At 72.1% G+C, this 19152-nt stretch carries 19 protein-coding genes; 10 read left to right on the top strand and 9 right to left on the bottom strand.

Going from position 1 to position 19152, the window contains the following annotated elements; genetic code table 11:
- Positions 1-71: 71 nt before the first annotated feature.
- Positions 72-689: an HAD family hydrolase gene (locus AB0N90_RS27430; RefSeq protein ID WP_128790599.1), complete on the top strand. Its 618-nt coding sequence runs from the start codon at positions 72-74 to the stop codon at positions 687-689.
- A gap of 46 nt (positions 690-735) precedes the next feature.
- Here the strand turns inward: AB0N90_RS27430 and AB0N90_RS27425 are convergent, their stop codons facing one another.
- On the bottom strand, positions 736-993 hold the full coding sequence (locus tag AB0N90_RS27425) for a hypothetical protein (RefSeq protein ID WP_361674362.1): 258 nt from the start codon (positions 991-993) through the stop codon (positions 736-738).
- A 162-nt stretch (positions 994-1155) separates the two neighbouring features.
- Here AB0N90_RS27425 and AB0N90_RS27420 point away from each other — a divergent pair, with 162 nt between their 5' ends.
- Positions 1156-1539, top strand: coding sequence for a cold-shock protein (locus AB0N90_RS27420; RefSeq protein WP_037653330.1), 384 nt, complete (start codon positions 1156-1158; stop codon positions 1537-1539).
- Between the two features lie 22 nt (positions 1540-1561).
- On the opposite strand, the gene AB0N90_RS27415 is transcribed toward AB0N90_RS27420, so the two are convergent.
- From AB0N90_RS27415 to AB0N90_RS27400, 4 genes are all read right to left on the bottom strand, one after another.
- A complete protein-coding gene (locus tag AB0N90_RS27415) occupies positions 1562-2410 on the bottom strand; it encodes a 1,4-dihydroxy-6-naphthoate synthase (RefSeq protein WP_365201067.1) in 849 nt (282 codons plus the stop codon).
- The gene (locus AB0N90_RS27410; protein ID WP_365201064.1) at positions 2407-3201 is read right to left on the bottom strand and encodes a futalosine hydrolase; all 795 of its coding nucleotides are present in this window, start codon (positions 3199-3201) and stop codon (positions 2407-2409) included. Before AB0N90_RS27410 ends, AB0N90_RS27415 begins: the two co-directional genes overlap by 4 nt.
- Positions 3174-3671, bottom strand: coding sequence for a DUF2771 domain-containing protein (locus AB0N90_RS27405; protein ID WP_361674358.1), 498 nt, complete (start codon positions 3669-3671; stop codon positions 3174-3176). The genes AB0N90_RS27410 and AB0N90_RS27405 overlap by 28 nt, the downstream gene beginning before the upstream one ends.
- A gap of 158 nt (positions 3672-3829) precedes the next feature.
- On the bottom strand, positions 3830-5221 hold the full coding sequence (locus AB0N90_RS27400) for an MFS transporter (RefSeq protein ID WP_365201063.1): 1392 nt from the start codon (positions 5219-5221) through the stop codon (positions 3830-3832).
- 288 nt (positions 5222-5509) lie between these two features.
- Here AB0N90_RS27400 and AB0N90_RS27395 point away from each other — a divergent pair, with 288 nt between their 5' ends.
- From AB0N90_RS27395 to AB0N90_RS27380, 4 genes are all read left to right on the top strand, one after another.
- Positions 5510-6436: a DUF3027 domain-containing protein gene (locus AB0N90_RS27395; RefSeq protein ID WP_361674354.1), complete on the top strand. Its 927-nt coding sequence runs from the start codon at positions 5510-5512 to the stop codon at positions 6434-6436.
- The gene (locus AB0N90_RS27390) at positions 6433-6900 is read left to right on the top strand and encodes a GNAT family N-acetyltransferase (protein WP_365201060.1); all 468 of its coding nucleotides are present in this window, start codon (positions 6433-6435) and stop codon (positions 6898-6900) included. Before AB0N90_RS27395 ends, AB0N90_RS27390 begins: the two co-directional genes overlap by 4 nt.
- A 104-nt stretch (positions 6901-7004) precedes the next feature.
- On the top strand, positions 7005-10190 hold the full coding sequence (locus tag AB0N90_RS27385; RefSeq protein ID WP_365201058.1) for a molecular chaperone Hsp90: 3186 nt from the start codon (positions 7005-7007) through the stop codon (positions 10188-10190).
- A gap of 160 nt (positions 10191-10350) precedes the next feature.
- On the top strand, positions 10351-11268 hold the full coding sequence (locus AB0N90_RS27380) for a hypothetical protein (RefSeq protein WP_365201056.1): 918 nt from the start codon (positions 10351-10353) through the stop codon (positions 11266-11268).
- Positions 11269-11293: 25 nt separating this feature from the next.
- Here the strand turns inward: AB0N90_RS27380 and AB0N90_RS27375 are convergent, their stop codons facing one another.
- On the bottom strand, positions 11294-13690 hold the full coding sequence (locus AB0N90_RS27375; RefSeq protein ID WP_365201055.1) for an HAD-IC family P-type ATPase: 2397 nt from the start codon (positions 13688-13690) through the stop codon (positions 11294-11296).
- A 78-nt stretch (positions 13691-13768) separates the two neighbouring features.
- Entirely contained in the window at positions 13769-14041 is a 273-nt protein-coding gene (locus AB0N90_RS27370) for a DUF2530 domain-containing protein (protein ID WP_086807699.1), read from the bottom strand.
- Positions 14042-14245: 204 nt separating this feature from the next.
- On the opposite strand from AB0N90_RS27370, the gene AB0N90_RS27365 reads away from it, so the two are divergent.
- Positions 14246-15697: an NCS2 family permease gene (locus AB0N90_RS27365; RefSeq protein ID WP_361674345.1), complete on the top strand. Its 1452-nt coding sequence runs from the start codon at positions 14246-14248 to the stop codon at positions 15695-15697.
- 22 nt (positions 15698-15719) lie between these two features.
- Here AB0N90_RS27365 and AB0N90_RS27360 read toward each other — a convergent pair whose 3' ends face one another.
- Complete coding sequence (locus AB0N90_RS27360; RefSeq protein WP_037653317.1) at positions 15720-15902, bottom strand: ribbon-helix-helix protein, CopG family; 183 nt, start codon at positions 15900-15902, stop codon at positions 15720-15722.
- A 162-nt stretch (positions 15903-16064) separates the two neighbouring features.
- Here AB0N90_RS27360 and AB0N90_RS27355 point away from each other — a divergent pair, with 162 nt between their 5' ends.
- Positions 16065-16502, top strand: a complete 438-nt coding sequence (locus tag AB0N90_RS27355) for a MarR family transcriptional regulator (protein WP_037653316.1) — start codon at positions 16065-16067, stop codon at positions 16500-16502.
- A 27-nt stretch (positions 16503-16529) separates the two neighbouring features.
- Positions 16530-17873 (top strand): MFS transporter, encoded by a 1344-nt coding sequence (locus AB0N90_RS27350; protein ID WP_361674342.1) that lies wholly within the window; start codon positions 16530-16532, stop codon positions 17871-17873.
- Between the two features lie 49 nt (positions 17874-17922).
- Here the strand turns inward: AB0N90_RS27350 and AB0N90_RS27345 are convergent, their stop codons facing one another.
- The gene (locus tag AB0N90_RS27345; protein WP_365201052.1) at positions 17923-18438 is read right to left on the bottom strand and encodes a GNAT family N-acetyltransferase; all 516 of its coding nucleotides are present in this window, start codon (positions 18436-18438) and stop codon (positions 17923-17925) included.
- A gap of 39 nt (positions 18439-18477) precedes the next feature.
- On the opposite strand from AB0N90_RS27345, the gene thpR reads away from it, so the two are divergent.
- On the top strand, positions 18478-19050 hold the full coding sequence (thpR, locus tag AB0N90_RS27340; protein WP_365201049.1) for an RNA 2',3'-cyclic phosphodiesterase: 573 nt from the start codon (positions 18478-18480) through the stop codon (positions 19048-19050).
- Positions 19051-19152: the final 102 nt, after the last annotated feature.

The raw sequence follows: 19152 nt of genomic DNA, 5'->3' as shown, positions 1-19152 counted from the left end.
AACGCAGAGGCCGACGTCCGTGGCACAAAGGCCGAACGGGGGTCGGTGCGCTGTCGTACCCGCCTGGCACCATGTCCCCCATGGCCTCCCTCACCGTCGGCTTCGACCTCGACATGACCCTCATCGACTCCCGGCCGGGCATCCGCGCGTGCTACGTGGCGCTGGCGGAGCGTACGGGGACGTACATCGACGCCGACCTCGCGATCACCCGGCTCGGCCCGCCGCTCGCGGACGAGCTGGTGAACTGGTTCCCGGCCGAGCGGGTGCCCGCGATCGCCGACCTGTACCGGGAGATGTACCCGTCCATAGCCATCGCCGCGACCCCCGCCATGGCGGGCGCCCGCGAGGCCATGGCGGCGGTGCGCGCGGCCGGCGGCCGGACCATGGTGGTCACCGCCAAGTACGAGCCGAACGCGAAGCTGCACCTGTCCCATCTGGGCATCGAGCCCGATGTGGTCGTGGGCGACCTGTGGGCCGAGCAGAAGGCGCAGGCGCTGCGCGAGTACGGCGCGGGCGTATATGTCGGCGACCACACCGGTGATGTGCGCGGGGCGCGCACGGCGGGCGCGCTGTCGGTCGCGGTGGCGACCGGGCCCTGCCCCGCGGACGAACTGCGCGCGGCCGGGGCGGACGTCGTCCTGGACGACCTGTCCGCCTTCCCGGCCTGGCTGGCCGATTACCGCCCCTGACGGAGCCGGGTCCGACGGCCCTTTGGACCGGCCGCGGACCCGGTCGCTACCGGGACGCCGCGGCGCTCCTCGCCTGCCGCCGGCCGGCCGCGATCGACCGCAGCACTCCGGCACCGGCGAGGAGGAAGCCGACGCCCATGAGCATGCACAGTCCGTACATGTAGGTCGGAAACGGTTTGGTTCCGAGGAACAACGGGACCATCGTGACCAGGGTGGCCAGGGCTCCGACGAAGAACACGATGGCGCCGGCACGGATCAGTCCGTCGCCGGGCCCGGCGGAATTCGCTTGGGTTTTGTCACGCACCGGACCAGGGTAGTTCCTGCGCGAGAGAACGACCGGGGGACGTCTTGTCACCGGGTCCAAGACCATTAGCCTTGATGACAGCGGGTCACGGCGACCCGCTGCAGTGCTATCAAGAGCCGTTTCCGAGCAGTTTTCCCGACGAGTACGAGGACGAGGACAGACGTGCCTACCGGCAAGGTCAAGTGGTTCAACAGCGAGAAGGGCTTCGGCTTTCTCTCCCGCGACGACGGCGGTGACGTCTTCGTCCATTCCTCGGTTCTCCCCGCCGGAGTCGATGTGCTCAAGCCGGGACAGCGCGTGGAGTTCGGCGTGGTCGCCGGCCAGCGCGGCGACCAGGCGCTCTCGGTGGTCGTGCTCGACCCGACGCCCTCCGTGGCCGCCGCCCAGCGCAAGAAGCCCGACGAGCTGGCCTCCATCGTGCAGGACCTGACGACCCTCCTGGAGAACATCACCCCGATGCTGGAGAAGGGCCGCTACCCCGAGAAGGCCTCCGGCAAGAAGATCGCCGGGCTGCTCCGCGCGGTCGCCGACCAGCTGGACGTCTGAGCCGCCTCGACGTCAGGCCCCCTCAGGGGAACGCGAGCGCGTCCGGGCCGAGGGGCGGCACCAGTCCCTCGGCCGCGGCCCGGGTGAGCAGCCCGCGGATCGCCGCGTAGCCGTCCTCGCCGAGGTCGGCGGTGAACTCGTTGACGTACAGCCCGATGTGCTGGTCGGCCACCGCCGGGTCCATCTCCTGGGCGTGCGCCATGACATACGGCCTGGACACCTCGGGCGCGTCCCACGCGGCCCGCACGGAGGCGCGCACGGCCTCCGCGAGCTGCTTCAGCGTCTCGGCGCCCAGCGACCGCTTGGCCAGGATCGCGCCCAGCGGGATCGGCAGCCCGGTCGTCCGCTCCCAGTGCTCGCCCATGTCGGCGAGCTTGTGCAGCCCGTAGTTCTGGTAGGTGAACCGGGCCTCGTGGATCACCAGACCCGCGTCCACCTTGCCGTCCCGCACGGCCGGCATGATCTCGTGGAACGGCATGACCACGATCTCGCCGACCCCGCCGGGCACCGTGTCGGCGGCCCACAGCCGGAACAGCAGATACGCCGTCGACTTCTCGCTGGGCACGGCGACCGTACGGCCCGTCAGATCGACACCGGCCTCCCGCGTGAGCACCAGCGGCCCGCAGCCCCGGCCCAGCGCGCCGCCGCAGGGCAGCAGCGCGTACTCGTCGAGGACGTACGGCAGCACGGCGTACGACACCTTCAGCACATCGAACTCGCCGCGCTCGGCCATGCCGTTGGTGATGTCGATGTCGGCGAAGGTCACGTCCAGCGCGGGGGCGCCGGGGATCCGGCCGTGGGCGAGGGCGTCGAAGACGAAGGTGTCGTTGGGGCAGGGCGAGTACGCGATCTGCAAGGGCTCACTGGTCATACGGATCTCCAACTCTCCAATGCGGGCGCGAACTTCCCGAAGGCCGCGGTGAGGGCGGCGAGGGCGTCGCCGATGCGCCAGGCGGCGCGGTCGCGCGGGCCGACCGGGTTGGAGATCGCGCGGACCTCCAGCACCGGGGCACCCTGGGCGTCGGCGGCCTCGGCGACCCCGAAGCCCTCCATGCCCTCGGCGAGCGCGCGGGGGTGCCGGGCGCGCAGCGCGGCGGCGCGGGCGGCGGTGCCGGTCACGGTGGACACGGTCAGGACCGTGCCGGTGCGGGCTCCGGTGGCCTCGGCCACGGCCCGTACGAGTGATTCCGGCGGGCGATGGGTGATGGTTCCGAACCCCAGTTCGGTGACCGGGAGAAAGCCGTCGGCGGTCTCGGCACCCAGGTCGGCCACGGTGATCGCGTCGGCGACGACGAGCGAGCCGAGCGGCGCCCCGGGCGCGAAGCCGCCGCCGATCCCGGCCGAGACGACCAGGTCGTAGGGGGTCCCGGCGAGCGCGGCCGCGGTGAGCGCGGCACCGGTGGCGGCCGCGGCCCGCGCGGGCCCGACCCCGGCGGCCAGCAGATCGATCACGGCGGCGCTACGACGGGGACCGGCACCCGCGGTCGTACCGGACGGGCCGGCACCGGCCGTCGTACGGAACAGCACCGCGCCCGGCAGCCGTACCTCTTCCCCGGGCTCGGGGAACGCCCGTGCCACCGCGTCCCGTTCGGCCGGGACCGCGGTGGCCACAAGGACACGTGCGGAGGTCGTGATCAGGCCTTCTTCAGCTTGAAGGACCACACGCCCTTGGTCGGGTTGGAGCCCATCTGGATCACCAGCGTGTTGGAGTTGCCGCCGGTGCCGTACTGCTCGTTGAAGAACGCGTTGCCCGGCAGGGTGCGGTACGTCTCCTTGCTCAGGCTGGTGAAGGGACGGCCGTTGACCAGCACCGCCCAGCCAGCGTCCGCGATCTTCGGGTCGACGCCGATCCGGACCGTCGAGTCCTCGCCGACCGAGATCGACTTCGCGTCGCCGGTCTTCTTGGCGCACTCGGTCAGGGCCTTGGCGTCGAGCGCCTTGCCGTCGTTGTAGCAGACCGCCTCGGAGTGCACCGAGTCCTTGCCGACGGTGATCGTCGCGGTGGGCGTCGGCTTGTCGCAGGCGGACAGGACGAGCAGTCCGGCGGCAACGGCGCCGGCGGCGGCGACGGCGCGGCGGCGCCGCGCGGCGCGGTGTACTTCAGCGGCTTCGCCGCGGGGCAGCGTGGTCATGGTCGAAAGATTATCGGTCGCCCGGAGCCGTCCGCCCACGCGGGGTGCGGCGTGCCCGGTTCGTTACGCCAGTCGTGTCCGCGACAACCGAAGCGTGTCCGGTTTCGTCACGCCACCTGCCCCTTTACGACATCGCCCCGTCACATCGGGGCGACCGGTCACGCCACCCGGGCGCGGGGCCGGCCGCCGTACCGCGCGGAGGCGATCAGACCGCGCAGGGTGCTCAGCCAGCCCACCGCCACGAACGCGGCGCCCGCCAGCAGCCCCACCGTGCCGTTGAGCGGCATCACGATGCCGACCGCGCCGCCGAACACCCACGCCATCTGGAGCAGCGTCTCGGAGCGGGCGAAGGCCGAGCTGCGCACCAGCTCCGGCACGTCCCGCTGGATCAGCGCGTCCAGCGCCAGCTTGGCCAGCGCCTGCGCGAACCCGGCGACCGCCGCCAGACAGGTCACCAGGACGGCCCCGAAGAACACTGCGGCCACGAGCGCCATGCCCAGCGCCGCCGCGACGACGGCCACGATGATGATCTCCGGCGCCCGTGATCTCAGCCACGCCCCCACCGCCGTGCCCAGCGCGTTGCCGGTGCCGGCCGTGACGCCCACCAGGCCCAGCGAGACCACCGCGCTCTGGCCGCTGAGCGGATGCTCGCGCAGCAGGAAGGCGAGGAAGAAGATCAGGAAGCCGGACAGGCAGCGCAGGGCCGCGTTGGCGCCGAGGGCGTGGGTCACGGCGGGCCCGACCGTGCGCAGGCCGGGCCGCTTCACCTTGGTCCTCGGCAGCCGCCTCTCGTCGGCGGCGAGCAGTGCCACCGCCTCGCCGCGGGCCGAGTCCACCTTGGGCGGCAGCGAGAAGGACAGCGCCGTGCCACCCACGAAGATCACGAAGGCGCCGTAGAGCGGCCAGGGATCGCCGAGCCGGTGCAGCCCCGCCGCGATCGGCGCGGCCACCCCGGTGGCCAGCAGCCCGGCCAGGGTCACCCGGGAGTTGGCCTTCACCAGCGAGAACAGCGGCGGCAGCAGCCGCGGTACGACGGCGCTGCGCACCACGCCGTACGCCTTGGACGCCACCAGCACGCCCAGCGCGGCGGGATACAGCTCAAGGCTCCCGGTCGCCACCGCGCCCGAGATCAGCAGGGCGAGCAGCGCCCGTGCCAGCATGGCCGCCGCCATCGCGGCCCGGCGGCCGTGCGGGAGCCGGTCGAGGAGCGGGCCGATGACCGGGGCGAGGACGGTGAACGGCGCCATGGTGATCGCCAGATACAGTGCGACCCGCCCGCGCGCCTCGTCGGTCGGCACGGAGAAGAACACGGTGGAGGCGAGGGCCACGGTGATCATGACGTCCCCGGCGCCGTTCACCGCGTGCAGCTCGATCAGCTTGCCGAGGCCCGACTCGCCCGCGCCGTGCGCGTGTGTCGCCCGGCGGATGCCGCGCGCGGCGCCGGTGACGGGGAAGTGCAGGGCACGCCCGACGGACCGGGCGGCACCGCCCACCCGGCGCGCACCGCCACCCCGAACCCCACGCCTGTCCGCGGTTGCCACGAGGTTCATAGTGCCCCGAGATGCCGCCGGATAGTGCGGATACGGCACGTATGGCGGCGAACCGCGCCCGCCGAGGGGGCTGGAGGAGCGGGTGAAGTGGGGGAGAATGCCGCCGAGCGGCAATGAATCCTGTTCGGTGTAGCGTGCGTATCTCAGCCATAACGCAGAATGGATGGCAGAGGTGCGCCCGAGCGCGCGGATGATGCAGACGTCGATGCGGTCCTGAGGTCCGCTCCGTCGGCCAACCCGCCTAAGGCAGCCGCCTTGACGAGACGGCGTAGGAGAGAAGCGATACCTGTGAGCGCAGCGACAACGCGAAGCCGCACCCCCGACCGCCTGTGCGCCGAGGCGGTCGACCTCGCCCGTGCCGCAGCCGAGGAGGCAGCCGCGCCCGGTGTGGTCGGCGAGCACTCCGGCCTCGTCTCCGAGGGCGACCGTGTTGTCACGCACTTCTTCGAGTGCAAGGAACTGGGCTACCGGGGCTGGCGCTGGGCCGTGACCGTGGCCCGCGCCTCCCGCGCCAAGGTCGTCACGCTGGACGAGGTGGTGCTGCTCCCCGGCCCCGACGCGCTGCTCGCGCCGGAGTGGGTGCCGTGGAGCGAGCGGCTGCGTCCGGGCGACCTCGGGCCCGGCGATCTGCTCCCCACCGACCAGGACGACCTGCGTCTCGAGCCGGGCTACACCGGTGAGGACCAGCCGCCGGCCGACTCCGCGGTGTCCGAGGAGATGGCGGAGCTGGCGGAGGCCGAGGACGCGGACGTGAGCCCGGGTGCGCCGGCCGTCCAGCCGACGGTGCCCACGCGCGGCTCCATCGCCTCGGTGGCCGAGGAACTGGGCATGCGCAGGGCGCGTGTTCTGTCCCGTTACGGCCTGCACAGCGCGGCCGACCGCTGGGAGGAGTCCTTCGGCCCGCAGACGCCGATGGCCCAGGCGGCCCCGGCCACCTGTCTGACCTGTGGCTTCCTCGCGCCCATCGGTGGCTCGCTGGGCCAGGCGTTCGGTGTGTGCGCCAATGAGTTCGCCCCGGCGGACGGCCGGGTGGTCTCCCTCGCCTACGGCTGCGGCGGCCACTCCGAGGCGGCGGTCATGCCCAAGCCCCCGCAGCCGGCCGCGCCGGTCATCGACGAGACCCGGGTCGAGCCCTTCCCGCTGCATCCCGCCCGCGACTCCGGCTCGGTCCCGGAGACGACGGACGAGGAGACGGCGGAACTGGGCCACTCGTGACCCCGGTCCGCCTCGCGCGAGACGCGGATCTCCCCGGGTTCCTCGCCCTGGCGGCCGAGGTGGAGCACTGGTTCGGCCCGATGGTGGACGACCCCGGTTTCACCGAGGCCGTGCGGCGGAGCATCGGCAGCGGTACGGCGCTGGTGGCGCAGGGCGCGTCCGGGGATCTTCTGGGCGCCCTCCTCTTCGGCGGCAACCCCCCGGTGCACAAGGTGCACTGGCTGGTCGTCACCGAGCGGGCCCGGGGCGGGGGCGTGGGCCGCGCGCTGCTGGCCGACGCGCTCGCTCGCTTCGTCCGCCCCCCGGCCACCATCGAGGTCGTCACCTTCGGCCCGGACCACCCCGGCGCGGCGACGAGCGGCGCCCGCGCCTTCTACGAGCGACTGGACTTCACCCCGGCCGAACCGACGGACCCCGGGCCGGAGGGCGGTTCGCGCCAGGTGTACCGCCGGGTGCTGGCCTGACGGTCCCTCGTACCGTGTCCGGCCGCTGGGCTGCGGTGCCGCCGGGCCGCTGTGCCGCCGTGTCGGGTGGGCCGCCGGGTCGGGTGGGCGGGCGGGAAATCGGGATGTCGGCGACGCGCTGTACCTTCTTCCTCACGTCGACGAGGAGTGTGAACGTGAGCAGCAAGTACGTGCGGCCGGCGGCCGAGGGTGCGGATCCCTTCGGGACGGCCCGGCTGCGTCGCGGTGTCATCGACGCCTGGGCCACCAGCCCCGCCCGCTTCCGCGAGGACGCCAACGCCGAGGAGGACCTCGTCCTGGGCGGCTACCGGGACCGCCTGGTGATCGAGCTGGCGCAGAACGCCGCCGACGCCGCCGCCCGCGCCCGGGTGCCGGGCCGCCTGCGCCTCACCCTCCGCGACGGCGTGCTGATCGCGGCCAACACCGGTGCCCCCCTGGACGCGACCGGCGTCGAGTCGCTGTCCACGCTGCGCGCCTCCGCCAAGCGCGACGCCGACTCCACGCACGGCTCCGTCGGCCGCTTCGGCGTCGGTTTCGCCGCCGTCCTCTCGGTCACCGACGAGCCCGCCCTCGTCGGCCGGCACGGCGGCGTCCGCTGGTCCCTCGCCGAGGCGCGCGAGCTGGCCGCCGACACCGCCCGGCACAGCCCCGGACTCGGCGACGAGGTCCGGCGCCGCGCGGGCCATGTCCCGCTGCTCCGGCTGCCCTTCGCCGCCGAGGGCACCGCCCCCGACCCGTACGACACCGCCGTCATCCTGCCGCTGCGCGACGCGGCCGCCGCCGACCTCGCCGAGCGCCTGCTGGACGCCGTGGACGACGCGCTCCTCCTCACCCTCCCGGGTCTCGACGAGGTCGTCATCGAGGCCGGCGACGCCGCGCCCCGCACCCTGCGCCGGCGGACCGAGGGCGCCGTCACCGTCGTAGAGGACTCACGGGAGGGCACCACCCGCTGGCGTACCGCCTCCGCGCACGGGCCGCTGGACCCCGAACTGCTCGCCGACCGCCCGGTGGAGGAGCGGCTGCGGCCCCACTGGTCGGTGACCTGGGCCGTGCCGACCGATGAGCAGGGGCGCCCGGTGCGGCCCCGCACGTCCCCCGTCGTGCACGCCCCCACCCCCAGCGACGAACCCCTCGGCGTGCCCGCCCTCCTCATCGCCTCCTTCCCGCTCGACACCACCCGCCGGCACACCGCGCCCGGCCCGCTCACCGACTTCCTGGTGCGGCGCGCGGCCGACGTGTACACCGAACTCCTCGCCGGCTGGCGCCCGGTGACCGAGGCCGCCGTCGACCTCGTACCCGGGCCGCTGGGCAAGGGCGAGCTGGACGGCGCGCTGCGCCAGGCCCTCCTTGAGCGGCTGCCGCGCACCGCGTTCCTGCCGCCCGCGCTGCCCGGCGACGGCGGCGAGGACGAGCTGCCGGAGGCGCTGCGGCCCCGGGACGCGGAGATCGTGGAGGGCGCCGGTGCCGAGACCGTGCGGGTGCTCGCCGAGGTGCTGCCCACCCTGCTGCCCGCCGGTCTGGAGCGCCGCGCCGAGCTGCGCACCCTGGGGGTCGCCCGGCTCCCGCTCGCCGACGCCGTGGACCGGCTCGCGGGTCTGGAGAAGGACCCCGGCTGGTGGTGGCGGCTCTACGACAGCCTCGCGGGCGTGGACGTCGAGCGGCTCTCCGGACTTCCGGTACCGCTCGCGGACAGGCGTACCACCATCGGCCCCCGCCAGGTGCTGCTGCCCACCCCCGACGGCGCCCGGATCGACGCGGACGTGCTCGCCCGGCTCGGCCTGAAGGTCGCCCACGAGGACGCCGCCCACCCGCTGCTGGAGAAGCTGGGCGCGCTGCCCGCCACCCCGCGCGCGGTGCTCACCACCCCCCAGGTGCGGGCCGCCGTCGCCGCCTCCCTGGACGACGGGGGCGCCCTCGGCTGGGAGGAGGACGCACCCGACGCGGAGGAACTCGCCGACACCGTCCTCGCCCTGGTGCGGGACGCGGGTCTGGAGCCCGGTGACGAGCCCTGGCTCGGCGCCCTCGCGCTGCCCGACGAGGACGGCGAACTCGCCCCCGCGGGCGAGCTGGTGTTCCCCGGGAGCCCCTTCGCCCGGGTGATCCGCGAGGACGAACTGGCGGCCGTCGAGCAGGAGTTGGCGGACAAGTGGGGCGAACAGCCGCTGACCGCCTGCGGGGTGCTCGCCACCTTCGCCCTGGTCCGCGCCACCGATGTCGTCCTCGACCCGGACGAACTGGAGCCCCGCGAGAGCGACTTCGCCGAGCCGGACGACGCCGGACTGCTGGACGCCGTGGATGTGTGGTGCGAGGACATCCTCGACCGCTTCCCGGACAGCCCGGTTCCTCCGGTGGCCACCGAACTCGTCGCCGTCCGCGACCTCGACCTGGTGGACGACGAGCACTGGCCCGAGGCCCTCACCCTGCTCGCCGCCCCGCCGCTGCGCGACGCCCTCACCCAGCCGGTGCGCGTCCTGCTGCCCGACGGCACCCACGAGGTGGTACGGCCGTACACCGCCTGGTGGCTGCGCGGGCACCCGGTGCTGGACGGCCGGCGCCCCGCGGGCCTCCTCGCCGCCGGCGGCGACCCGCTGCTGCGCGGCCTGTACGACGAGGCCGACGCCACCGGCTTTGAAGACGAACAGGTGCTGCGCGCCCTCGGCGTGCGGACCTCGGTCGGCGCCCTGCTGGACGAACCCGGCGGCGCCGCCGAGCTCCTGGACCGGCTCGCCGACCCGGACCGCCCGGTCACCGGCGCCCAACTGCACGGCCTGTACGGCGCGTTGGCCGACATCGACCCGGAACAGGTCACCCTGCCGGACGAGTTGCGGGCCGTGACCGACGGCAGGGTGACGGTGGTGGACGCCGCCGACGCCGTGGTCGTCGACTCCCCGGACCTGCTGCCCTTCACCTCCGGAGTGCCCCTGCTGCCCGTACGGCCCTCCCGCGCCGCCGAGTTGGCCGAACTGCTCCAGGTGCGGCGGCTCAGTGAGTCCGTCACCGGCGAGGTGCACTCCGAGGGTGCCGAGCACGATGTACCGGACTCGGTGCGGGTGCTGCTCGGTCCGCGCACGCCCGAGACGTACGTCGAGCACGACGAACTGGTCGTGGACGGCGTGGAGATCGACTGGCGGCTCACCGACGACGGGGTGCTGCACGCGGCCACCCTGGAGGGCGTCGCCGCCGGACTCGCCTGGGCGGCCCGGCAGTGGCCGCGCCGCTTCGAGGTCGCCGCCCTGCTGGAGGACCCGTCCCGGACGGCGGAACTGGCCCGCGACCGCTGGTTCGACTGACCTCCCGGCGCCCCCTGGCCTCCCTGCCCACCAGACGTTCCTGATCTCCAGGCATCTCTCACGAAACCCACAAGTTCCGTACAACCGTTCCCCTGCGGGCGTCGTCTGATCTTCCGGAGTCGTCCGGCTCCCGTCCACTTCGTACGCAGGGGAACCGCACATGCGTATTCGTGCCACCGTGGCCGCCGTCTCCGGCGCCCTGGCCCTCTCCGCCCTCGCCCTGCCCGCGGCGCACGCCGCCGGGCAGGAGCGGGTGCCCGCGGGGAACTCCGCGAGCAAGGTCGCCCACGCCGCCCAGCACCCGGGCCGCGCGACCTTCGCCGTCGCCGCCTCGGGCACGCCCTACAAGCTGAACGCCACCTTCTCCGCGGTGAAGGTGAACAACGGCAAGAACATCGCCGCCGGTACCACCAACCTCGTCAAGGTGCCCGTCTCCTTCACGCTGACGCACGGCACCGAGGTCAACATCCACGCCAAGGACTTCGTCGCGGCCGTCGAGCTGTACCGCGGCGCCTCCTTCGACGACTCGATCTTCTACTTCGACAGCGCGGTCTCGACCTGCACGGACACCTCCAAGACGGTGGCCTCCTGCAAGTCCACCGTGGCCATCGACCCGGCCGAGCTGCTCAGCGAGGACGCGGGCGCCTGGAAGGCCGCCGCCTACGCCGTCGCCTTCAACGGCCAGAACCCCACCAAGCCGGCCGACATGACCAAGGTGGGCGTGGCCGTCAAGGACCCGACCAACTCCTACAACCTCCAGCGCTGGGCGACGCTGAACACCGACGCCGCCCCGGAGCCGGTGAAGAAGGGCAAGACCGTCACGGTCTCCGGCAAGCTGGCCCGCGCCGACTGGGAGGACGGCAAGTACCACGGCTACGCCAACCAGCCGGTCAAGCTCCAGTTCCGCAAGAGCGGCTCCAGCACCTACACCACGCTGAAGACCGTGAAGACGAACTCCACGGGCAACCTGAAGACCACGACCACCGCCACGGTCGACGGCTACTTCCGCTACGCCTTCGCGGGCACCACGACCACCCCGGCGACCACCGCCACGGGTGACTACGTCGACGTGAAGTAGAAGTGACCAGGTGATGTGAGCCCCGCTAGCCGGGGAAGCGGCGGTCGACCCACTTCCACAGGAACTCCAGGGCGGCCGCCGCCACCACCGAGACCGCCACCGCCGTCCACGGCATGGCGAGCCCCACCAGTCGTACCGCGAAGAAGTCCTGGAGCGCGGGGACGACGAGCACCAGCAGGAACGCCACCGCCATCGAGGCCACCAGGATCACCCGCCACCAGGTGTAGGGGCGGGCGATGATCGCCAGCACCCACATGGAGATCAGGAACAGGGTCAGCGTGGCCGCACTGGTCTCCGCCGCCAGCTGGCCGGGACCCGTGTAGTAGTGCCGGGCGATCAGGTACGTCACGAAGGTCGCCACCCCCGCCACCACGCCGCCCGGGATCGAGTACCGCATCACCTGGTGCACGAAGTGCGGTCTGGCCCGCTCGTTGTTGGGCGCCAGCGCCAGGAAGAAGGCCGGGACGCCGATGGTGAGCGTGGACAGCAGGGTCAGATGGCGGGGCAGGAACGGGTACTCCACCTGCCAGCAGACCACCAGCACCGCGAGCAGCACCGAGTAGACCGTCTTCACCAGGAACAGCGTCGCCACCCGCGTGATGTTGCCGATCACCCGGCGGCCCTCGCCGACCACCGACGGCAGGCTGGAGAAGCTGTTGTCCAGCAGCACGATCTGGGCCACCGCCCGGGTCGCCTCCGAGCCCGAGCCCATGGCCACACCGATGTCGGCGTCCTTGAGGGCGAGCACGTCGTTCACGCCGTCGCCGGTCATCGCCACCGTGTGCCCGCGCGACTGGAGCGCGCCCACCATGTCCCGCTTCTGCTGCGGGGAGACCCGCCCGAAGACGGTGCCCGCGTCCAGCACCCGGGCCATCTCCGCCTTGTCCTCGGGCAGCCGCCGCGCGTCCGTCGCGGTCCCGTCGAGGCCCAGCTTGGCCGCGACCGCGCCGACCGAGACCGCGTTGTCCCCGGAGATGACCTTGGCCGCCACCCGCTGCTCGGCGAAGTAGCGCAGGGTGTCGGCCGCGTCCGGGCGCAGCCGCTGTTCGAGGACGACCAGGGCGGTGGGGCGGGCGCCCTTGGCCGGCGCCGCGTCGTCCAGATCCCGGCGGGCCCGCGCCAGCAGCAGCACCCGCAGCCCCTGCTCGTTGAGCCGCTCGGTCTCGGCGAGCGCCGGGTCGTCGGCGCCGAGCAGCACGTCCGGGGCGCCCAGCAGCCAGGTGCTGGTCTCCCCGTCGCCCTCGCTGAACGCGGCCCCGCTGTACTTGCGGGCCGAGGAGAAGGGGAGCGACTCGACGCAGCGCCAGTCGTCGTTGTCGGGGTAGGCGTCGATGATCGCCTGAAGCGAGGCATTGGGCCGGGGATCGGACTCGCCGAGCGCGCCGAGCACCTTGCGCACGTACGGCTCCTCCGCGCCGTTCAGTGTGCGCAGCTCGGTGACGTCCATGCCGCCCTCGGTGAGCGTGCCGGTCTTGTCCAGGCAGACGGTGTCCACGCGGGCGAGGCCCTCGATCGCGGGCAGCTCCTGCACCAGGCACTGCTTGCGGCCGAGCCGGATGACACCGATCGCGAAGGCCACCGAGGTGAGCAGCACCAGGCCCTCCGGGACCATCGGCACGATGCCGCCGATGGTGCGGGCGACCGCGCCCTTGAGATCGTCGTTCTTGACCACGAGCTGGGTGACCACCAGGCCGATCGCGGCCGGGACCATCATCCAGGTGACGTACTTGAGGATCGTGGAGATGCCGGTGCGCAGCTCGGAGTGGACGAGCGTGAAGCGCGACGCCTCCTCGGCGAGCTTGACGGCATAGGCCTCCCGGCCCACCTTGGTCGCGGCGAAGGCGCCGCCGCCCGCGACCACGAAGCTGCCGGACATCACCGGATCGCCCGGCCGCTTGACCACCGGGTCGGCCTCACCGGTGAGCAGCGACTCGTCGATCTCCAGCCCGTCGGCCTCCGCGCACACCCCGTCCACGACGACCTTGTCGCCGGGCCCGATCTCGATCAGGTCGTCCAGGACGATCTCGGCGGTGCCGATCTCCACGGCCTCGCCGTCCCGGCGCACGGTCGGCCGGGCCTCCCCGATCACCGCGAGCGAGTCCAGGGTCTGCTTGGCCCGCCACTCCTGCACGATGCCGATGCCGGTGTTGGCGAGGATCACGAACCCGAACAGGCTGTCCTGGATCGGCGCGACGAACAGGGTGATCACCCAGAGCACGCCGATGATCGCGTTGAACCGGGTGAACACATTCGCCCGGACGATCTCCCCGAGCGAACGGCTGCTGCGCACGGGGACGTCGTTGACCTGGCCACGCGCCCGGCGCTCCGCGACCTCCGCGCCGGTCAGCCCCGTCGCCCGGGTCGTGGGCAGGGCCACCGGGTGCACCGGATCGAGTTCGGCGCCGGCGTCTATATGGCTCATGTATCCGACGGTACGTGGCCTTTGCGCCGTCGCCCACCCGGCCTTCCGTCGGCGACGAGGGGCCGTTCGGACCCGGGGCTACTCCACGGGGGTGGATTCCGGCCGCTCCCGCGCCGCCCGCTTGAGCGCCGCGTCCCGCCCCCGCACGTACCAGATGCCGATCAGCCCGAGCCCGCCCCCGGCCAGGCAGGTCCACAGCCACCACAGATGGCCGTGCTCGTGGAACCAGCCGTAGAAGGGGAGCTGGACGAGGAACAGGACGAACCAGACGATCGTGCCGCCGGTGATGGTGGCGACCACGGGCCCCTCAAGGGGCTCGGGCGCCTCGTGCTGGGGGATCCACTTGGCCATGCCGGACAGCTTACGAGGCGATCGAAGACGATCGGAGGCCGACCGCAGGGCGACCGGATCCGCACCAGGACTGCATACGTTCTACGCGCGGAGATAGCGATCTAGTAGTCATACGTTCATACTGAAACCGTTTGTCTTTGACCGCTTCTAATCGTAGAAAACTCCAAGAGGGCTCGGGGGAACCCTTTGGTGATGAGGTCCCGCATGTCCACCTCGGCGCCTGCCAAGGTCCCCACCCCCGAGAAGCCGGGCGGCGCGTTCGCCGGCGGCCCCCTCGACCGCTACTTCAAGATCTCCGAGCGCGGCAGCACCGTCGGGCGGGAGGTCCGGGGCGGTCTCGCCACCTTCTTCGCGATGGCGTACATCATCGTGCTGAACCCGATCATTCTGGGCAGCGCGAAGGACATGTACGGGCACCATCTGGACAACGCCCAGCTGGTGACGGCGACCGCGCTGACGGCCGCCTTCAGCACCCTGCTGATGGGTGTCATCGGCAATGTGCCGATCGCCATGGCCGCGGGCCTCGGCGTGAACTCGGTCGTCGCCCTCCAGCTGGCGCCCCGGATGACCTGGCCGGACGCGATGGGCATGGTCGTCCTCGCCGGTTTCGTGGTCATGCTGCTGGTCGCCACGGGTCTGCGGGAGCGCGTGATGAACGCGGTGCCGTTCGGACTGCGCAAGGCGATCGCGATCGGTATCGGCCTGTTCATCATGCTGATCGGCCTGGTGGACTCCGGCTTCGTCAGCCGTATCCCGGACAAGGCCGACACCACCGTCCCGCTCCAGCTGGGCACCGGCGGTCACCTCACCGGCTGGCCGGTGCTGATCTTCATCCTGGGCGCGCTGCTCACCTTCGCCCTGATCGTGCGCAAGGTGCCGGGCGCCATCCTGATCTCCATCGTGGGCATGACCGTCCTGGCGATGATCATCAACGCCGTCGCCACGATCCCCTCCTGGGGCCTGACGGTCCCGAAGTGGCCCGGCAACCCGGTCTCCACCCCGGACTTCGGCCTGGTCGGCCAGGTCAGCCTGTTCGGCGGCTTCTCCAAGGTCGGCGTGCTGACCGGCATCCTCTTCGTCTTCACGGTCCTGCTGTCGTGCTTCTTCGACGCGATGGGCACGATCATGGGCATCAGCGACGAGGCCAAGCTGACCGACGCCGAGGGCTATATGCCCGGCATCAACCGGGTGCTGTTCGTGGACGGCCTCTCGGTCGCGGCCGGCGGCGCCGGCTCCGCCTCGGCCACCACCGCCTTCGTGGAGTCCACCGCCGGTGTCGGCGAGGGCGCCCGCACCGGTTTCGCCAACATCGTCACGGGCGGTCTGTTCGCCCTCTCGCTGCTCCTCACCCCGATCGCCACGATGGTGCCGTCCCAGGCGGCCACCCCGGCGCTGATCGCGGTCGGCTTCCTGATCCTGTCGCACTCCATCAAGGAGATCGACTGGGCCGACTACACGATCGCGATCCCGGCGTTCGTGACCATGCTGATGATGCCGTTCACCTACTCGATCACCAACGGCATCGGCATGGGCTTCATCACCTTCACCGTGCTGCGCCTGGCCGCGGGCCGGTACCGCGAGATCCCGGTGGCGATGTACGTCGTCTCGGCGGTCTTCGCCTTCTACTACCTGATGCCGGCCCTGGGCCTGACCTGAGCCGATCCGTTCCACGGCGTCCTCACCTGACGCCGTAGAACCTCTCCGTCTCCTCGACGGCGGTCTGGAACCGCTGGTCGAAGTCGTCACGAATGAGCGTGCGGACCACATAGTCCTGCACGCTCATTCCTCTTTTCGCCGCGTGCTGCCGGAGCCGTTCGAGCAGCTCCCCGTCTATCCGCAGGCTGAGCACAGTGGTCCCCATGGGTAAGAGGGTCGCCACTGCCGCCCACCGGATGCGTCACTTTCCGGCAGCGACTCACTCATACGGGTGATGGAAGCTTTGGGGAGCCTCAGTGGCGGGCATCACGGGCACGGACGCGCGCCGCGTTGGTCTTTAGTTAGAGTAATGAGTTATGCTAAGGACATGCCGGACCTCAACCATGGCGACGATGCTGCCGCCGTGAACTCTCTTCGCTCCGCCGTGATGCGGCTCTCCCGTCGGCTCAAGCACCAGCGGGTGGACGAGTCGCTGAGCCCCACCGAGATGTCGGTGCTCGGCACCCTGTCCCGCTGCGGCTCGGCCACGCCGGGCGAGCTGGCCCGCAAGGAGCATGTCCAGCCGCCCTCGATGACCCGCATCGTCGCGCTGCTCGAAGCCAAGGGACTGGTCCGTCTCGAACCGCACCCGGAGGACCGGCGCCAGAAGGTCGTCACCCAGACCGAGCAGGCCGAGGCGATGCTCGAAGAGAGCCGCCGCAAGCGCAACGCGTTCCTGGCGAACCTCGCCGACGGCCTCGACGAGGACGAGTGGGCGAAGCTGCGCGCCGCCGCCCCCGTGCTGGAAAAACTCGCACACCTGTAAAGCAGCAGCCTGAGGAGGCGAATCCGTTTGAGTACGGGATCCGGAACACCTTCCGCCCCCGCACCGACCGCCCCTACTACCCCCGCCCGCAAGTCCTCGATGTTCAGCTCGCTGAAGATCAGGAACTACCGCCTCTTCTTCATGGGCCAGGTCGTCTCCAACACGGGCACCTGGATGCAGCGCATCGCCCAGGACTGGCTCGTCCTGAGCCTCACCGGATCCTCCGCGGCCGTCGGCATCACGACGGCCCTGCAGTTCCTGCCGATGCTCCTGTTCGGTCTCTACGGCGGTGTCCTCGTCGACCGGCTGCCCAAGCGCCCCGCGCTCCTGGTCACCCAGTCCGCGATGGCCCTCAGCGGTCTCGCGCTCGCCGCGCTGACCCTCACCGGCCAGGTCCAGGTCTGGCACGTCTATCTCGCCGCGTTCTTCGTCGGACTCGCCACGGTGGTCGACAACCCCGCCCGGCAGTCCTTCGTCTCCGAGATGGTCGGCCCCGACCAGCTGCACAACGCGGTCAGCCTGAACTCCGCGAACTTCCAGTCCGCGCGCCTCGTCGGCCCCGCCGTCGCCGGCCTCATGATCACCGGAGTGGGCACCGGCTGGGCGTTCCTCGCCAACGGCCTGTCCTTCGCCGCGCCGATTGCCAGCCTGCTGCTGATGCGCGCCCGTGAGCTGTACCCGGTCAAGCGGACCCCGCGCGGCAAGGGCCAGCTGCGGGAGGGCCTCCAGTACGTCGCCGGGCGCCCGGAACTGATCTGGTCCGTCGTCCTCGTCGGCTTCATCGGGACCTTCGGCTTCAACTTCCCGGTGTGGCTGTCCGCCTTCGCCGACAACGTCTTCCATGTCGGCGCCGGTGGCTACAGCCTCCTCAACACCCTGATGGCCGCGGGCTCCCTCGGCGGCGCCCTGCTGGCCGCCCGCCGCGGCTCGGCCCGGATGCGGCTGCTGATCCTCGCCGCGCTCACCTTCGGCGCGCTGGAGATCGTGGCCTCGCTGGCGCCCTCGTACTGGCTGTTCGCGGTGCTGATGGTGCCGATCGGGATCTGCGGCCTCACGGTCAACGTGACCGCGAACACCACCGTGCAGATGGCCACCGACCCGGCCATGCGCGGCCGGGTGATGTCCCTGTTCATGATGGTCTTCATGGGCGGCACCCCGCTCGGCGCCCCGGTCATCGGCTGGATCACCGACACCTACGGCGCCCGCGTCGGCTTCGCCCTCGGCGGCGTCGTCTCCGCGGTCGCGGCCGCCGTCATCGGCCTGGTCCTCGCCCGCGTCGGCGGTCTGCGCCTGTCGGTGGGCTGGGAGCGGGGCACACCGCGGCTGCGGTTCGTGCCGCGGCAGCGGGAGGAGCTGGCCGCGGCGGCGTGACGCTGCCGCTTCGGAGGGTGCCGGTGCTTGGGGACGCCGGCCGGTGTGACTATCGCACCCTTCGGGCCAGCACCTGTCCCGGCCACTCGTCCGGACCGTGGCTGAAGGTCTCGGTCCGGACGAAGCCGTTCCCTTCGTAGAAGGCGACCAGCTTGCCGTCGTCGCCCGCGTAGCAGTCCACCCGCAGCAGCGAGACCCCGGCCCGCCGGGTCACCTCGGCCGCGTGCGCGAGCAGCGCGGCACCGGCGCCCAGCCCCTTGAACCGGCGGTCCGAGGCCAGCAGATGGATGTACCGCTCGGGCTCGTCGGCGGCCTCCAGATAGGCGCCGGGGGCGTCGGTGAGGGTGAGGGTGGCGGCCGGTACACCGTCTATCTCGGCGAAGTACGGCGTGCCCGTGGTGGCGTACCGCCGCACCGTCTCCACCGCCCTGGGATTCGCCGACCACGGCTCGGTGCCCCACTGGCGGGGGCGTCCCTGGGCCACCAGCCACTCCACGCAGCTGTCCAGCATGGCCAGGATCAGGGGGGTGTCGTCGGGGCCGCCCGCGCGGATCGTGATCGTCATGGCGGCCATCATGCCGGGCGTCTCTGGGATCGTGAAGGCATGAGACTCTTCGCCGCCGTGCTGCCGCCGCAGGACATCACCGCCGAACTGGCCCTGGAGGTCGACCGGTTGAGGAGGCTGCCGGGCGCCGACGGGCTGCGCTGGACGGGCCGCCCCGGCTGGCACTTCACCCTCGCCTTCTACGGCGAGGTCGCCGAGGACGTCGTACCCGATCTGTCGGCCCGCCTGGCCCGCGCGGCCCGGCACACCGACCCCTTCGAACTGGCCCTCAGCGGCGGCGGCCAGTTCGGGCACGGCCGCGCGCTGTGGGCCGGTGCGGCGGGCGACGTGGACGCGCTGCGCCTGCTGGCGGGCCGTGCGGAGGCGGCGGGCCGCAAGGCGGGGCTGCGGATGGAGGAGCACCGCCGCTACCAGGCCCACCTCACGCTGGCGCGCGGCCGGGAGGCGGTGGACGTGGGGCCGTACGTGGAGCTGCTGCGCGAGTTCGCCGGCCGGAGCTGGCGGGTGACCGATCTGGCGCTGGTGCGGAGCAACCTGCCGAGGTCGGGGGTGCGGGGGGAGCAGCCGCGGTACGAGGCGGTCGGGCGCTGGGTGTGCGGGGCGTCCGGTTAGGCTCGATGCGTGGACCCGAAAACCCGGAACCGGATCATGGCCGGTGCGCTTGTTCTCATGTTGGTGGTCGTCGCGGTGGCGGCGGCCGTCAGGTAGCGGTTG

Origin of the sequence: Streptomyces sp. NPDC093018 (genome assembly GCF_040684035.1) — a bacterium.
GTDB lineage: Bacteria > Actinomycetota > Actinomycetes > Streptomycetales > Streptomycetaceae > Streptomyces > Streptomyces murinus.
Note: the sequence above shows the minus strand (reverse complement) of the source record. Positions and strands in the feature narration are given on the sequence as shown.

What these genes read in the sequence shown, in the direction of transcription:
- AB0N90_RS27430 (WP_128790599.1), top strand. Translation starts at nt 72, where the DNA reads ATGTCCCCCATGGCCTCCCTCACCGTCGGCTTCGACCTCGACATGACC.
- AB0N90_RS27415 (WP_365201067.1), bottom strand. Translation starts at nt 2,410, where the DNA reads ATGACCAGTGAGCCCTTGCAGATCGCGTACTCGCCCTGCCCCAACGAC.
- AB0N90_RS27405 (WP_361674358.1), bottom strand. Translation starts at nt 3,671, where the DNA reads ATGACCACGCTGCCCCGCGGCGAAGCCGCTGAAGTACACCGCGCCGCG.
- AB0N90_RS27400 (WP_365201063.1), bottom strand. Translation starts at nt 5,221, where the DNA reads ATGAACCTCGTGGCAACCGCGGACAGGCGTGGGGTTCGGGGTGGCGGT.
- AB0N90_RS27385 (WP_365201058.1), top strand. Translation starts at nt 7,005, where the DNA reads ATGTCGGCGACGCGCTGTACCTTCTTCCTCACGTCGACGAGGAGTGTG.
- AB0N90_RS27380 (WP_365201056.1), top strand. Translation starts at nt 10,351, where the DNA reads ATGCGTATTCGTGCCACCGTGGCCGCCGTCTCCGGCGCCCTGGCCCTC.
- AB0N90_RS27375 (WP_365201055.1), bottom strand. Translation starts at nt 13,690, where the DNA reads ATGAGCCATATAGACGCCGGCGCCGAACTCGATCCGGTGCACCCGGTG.
- AB0N90_RS27370 (WP_086807699.1), bottom strand. Translation starts at nt 14,041, where the DNA reads ATGGCCAAGTGGATCCCCCAGCACGAGGCGCCCGAGCCCCTTGAGGGG.
- AB0N90_RS27365 (WP_361674345.1), top strand. Translation starts at nt 14,246, where the DNA reads ATGTCCACCTCGGCGCCTGCCAAGGTCCCCACCCCCGAGAAGCCGGGC.
- AB0N90_RS27360 (WP_037653317.1), bottom strand. Translation starts at nt 15,902, where the DNA reads ATGGGGACCACTGTGCTCAGCCTGCGGATAGACGGGGAGCTGCTCGAA.
- AB0N90_RS27355 (WP_037653316.1), top strand. Translation starts at nt 16,065, where the DNA reads ATGCCGGACCTCAACCATGGCGACGATGCTGCCGCCGTGAACTCTCTT.
- AB0N90_RS27345 (WP_365201052.1), bottom strand. Translation starts at nt 18,438, where the DNA reads ATGACGATCACGATCCGCGCGGGCGGCCCCGACGACACCCCCCTGATC.
- thpR (WP_365201049.1), top strand. Translation starts at nt 18,478, where the DNA reads ATGAGACTCTTCGCCGCCGTGCTGCCGCCGCAGGACATCACCGCCGAA.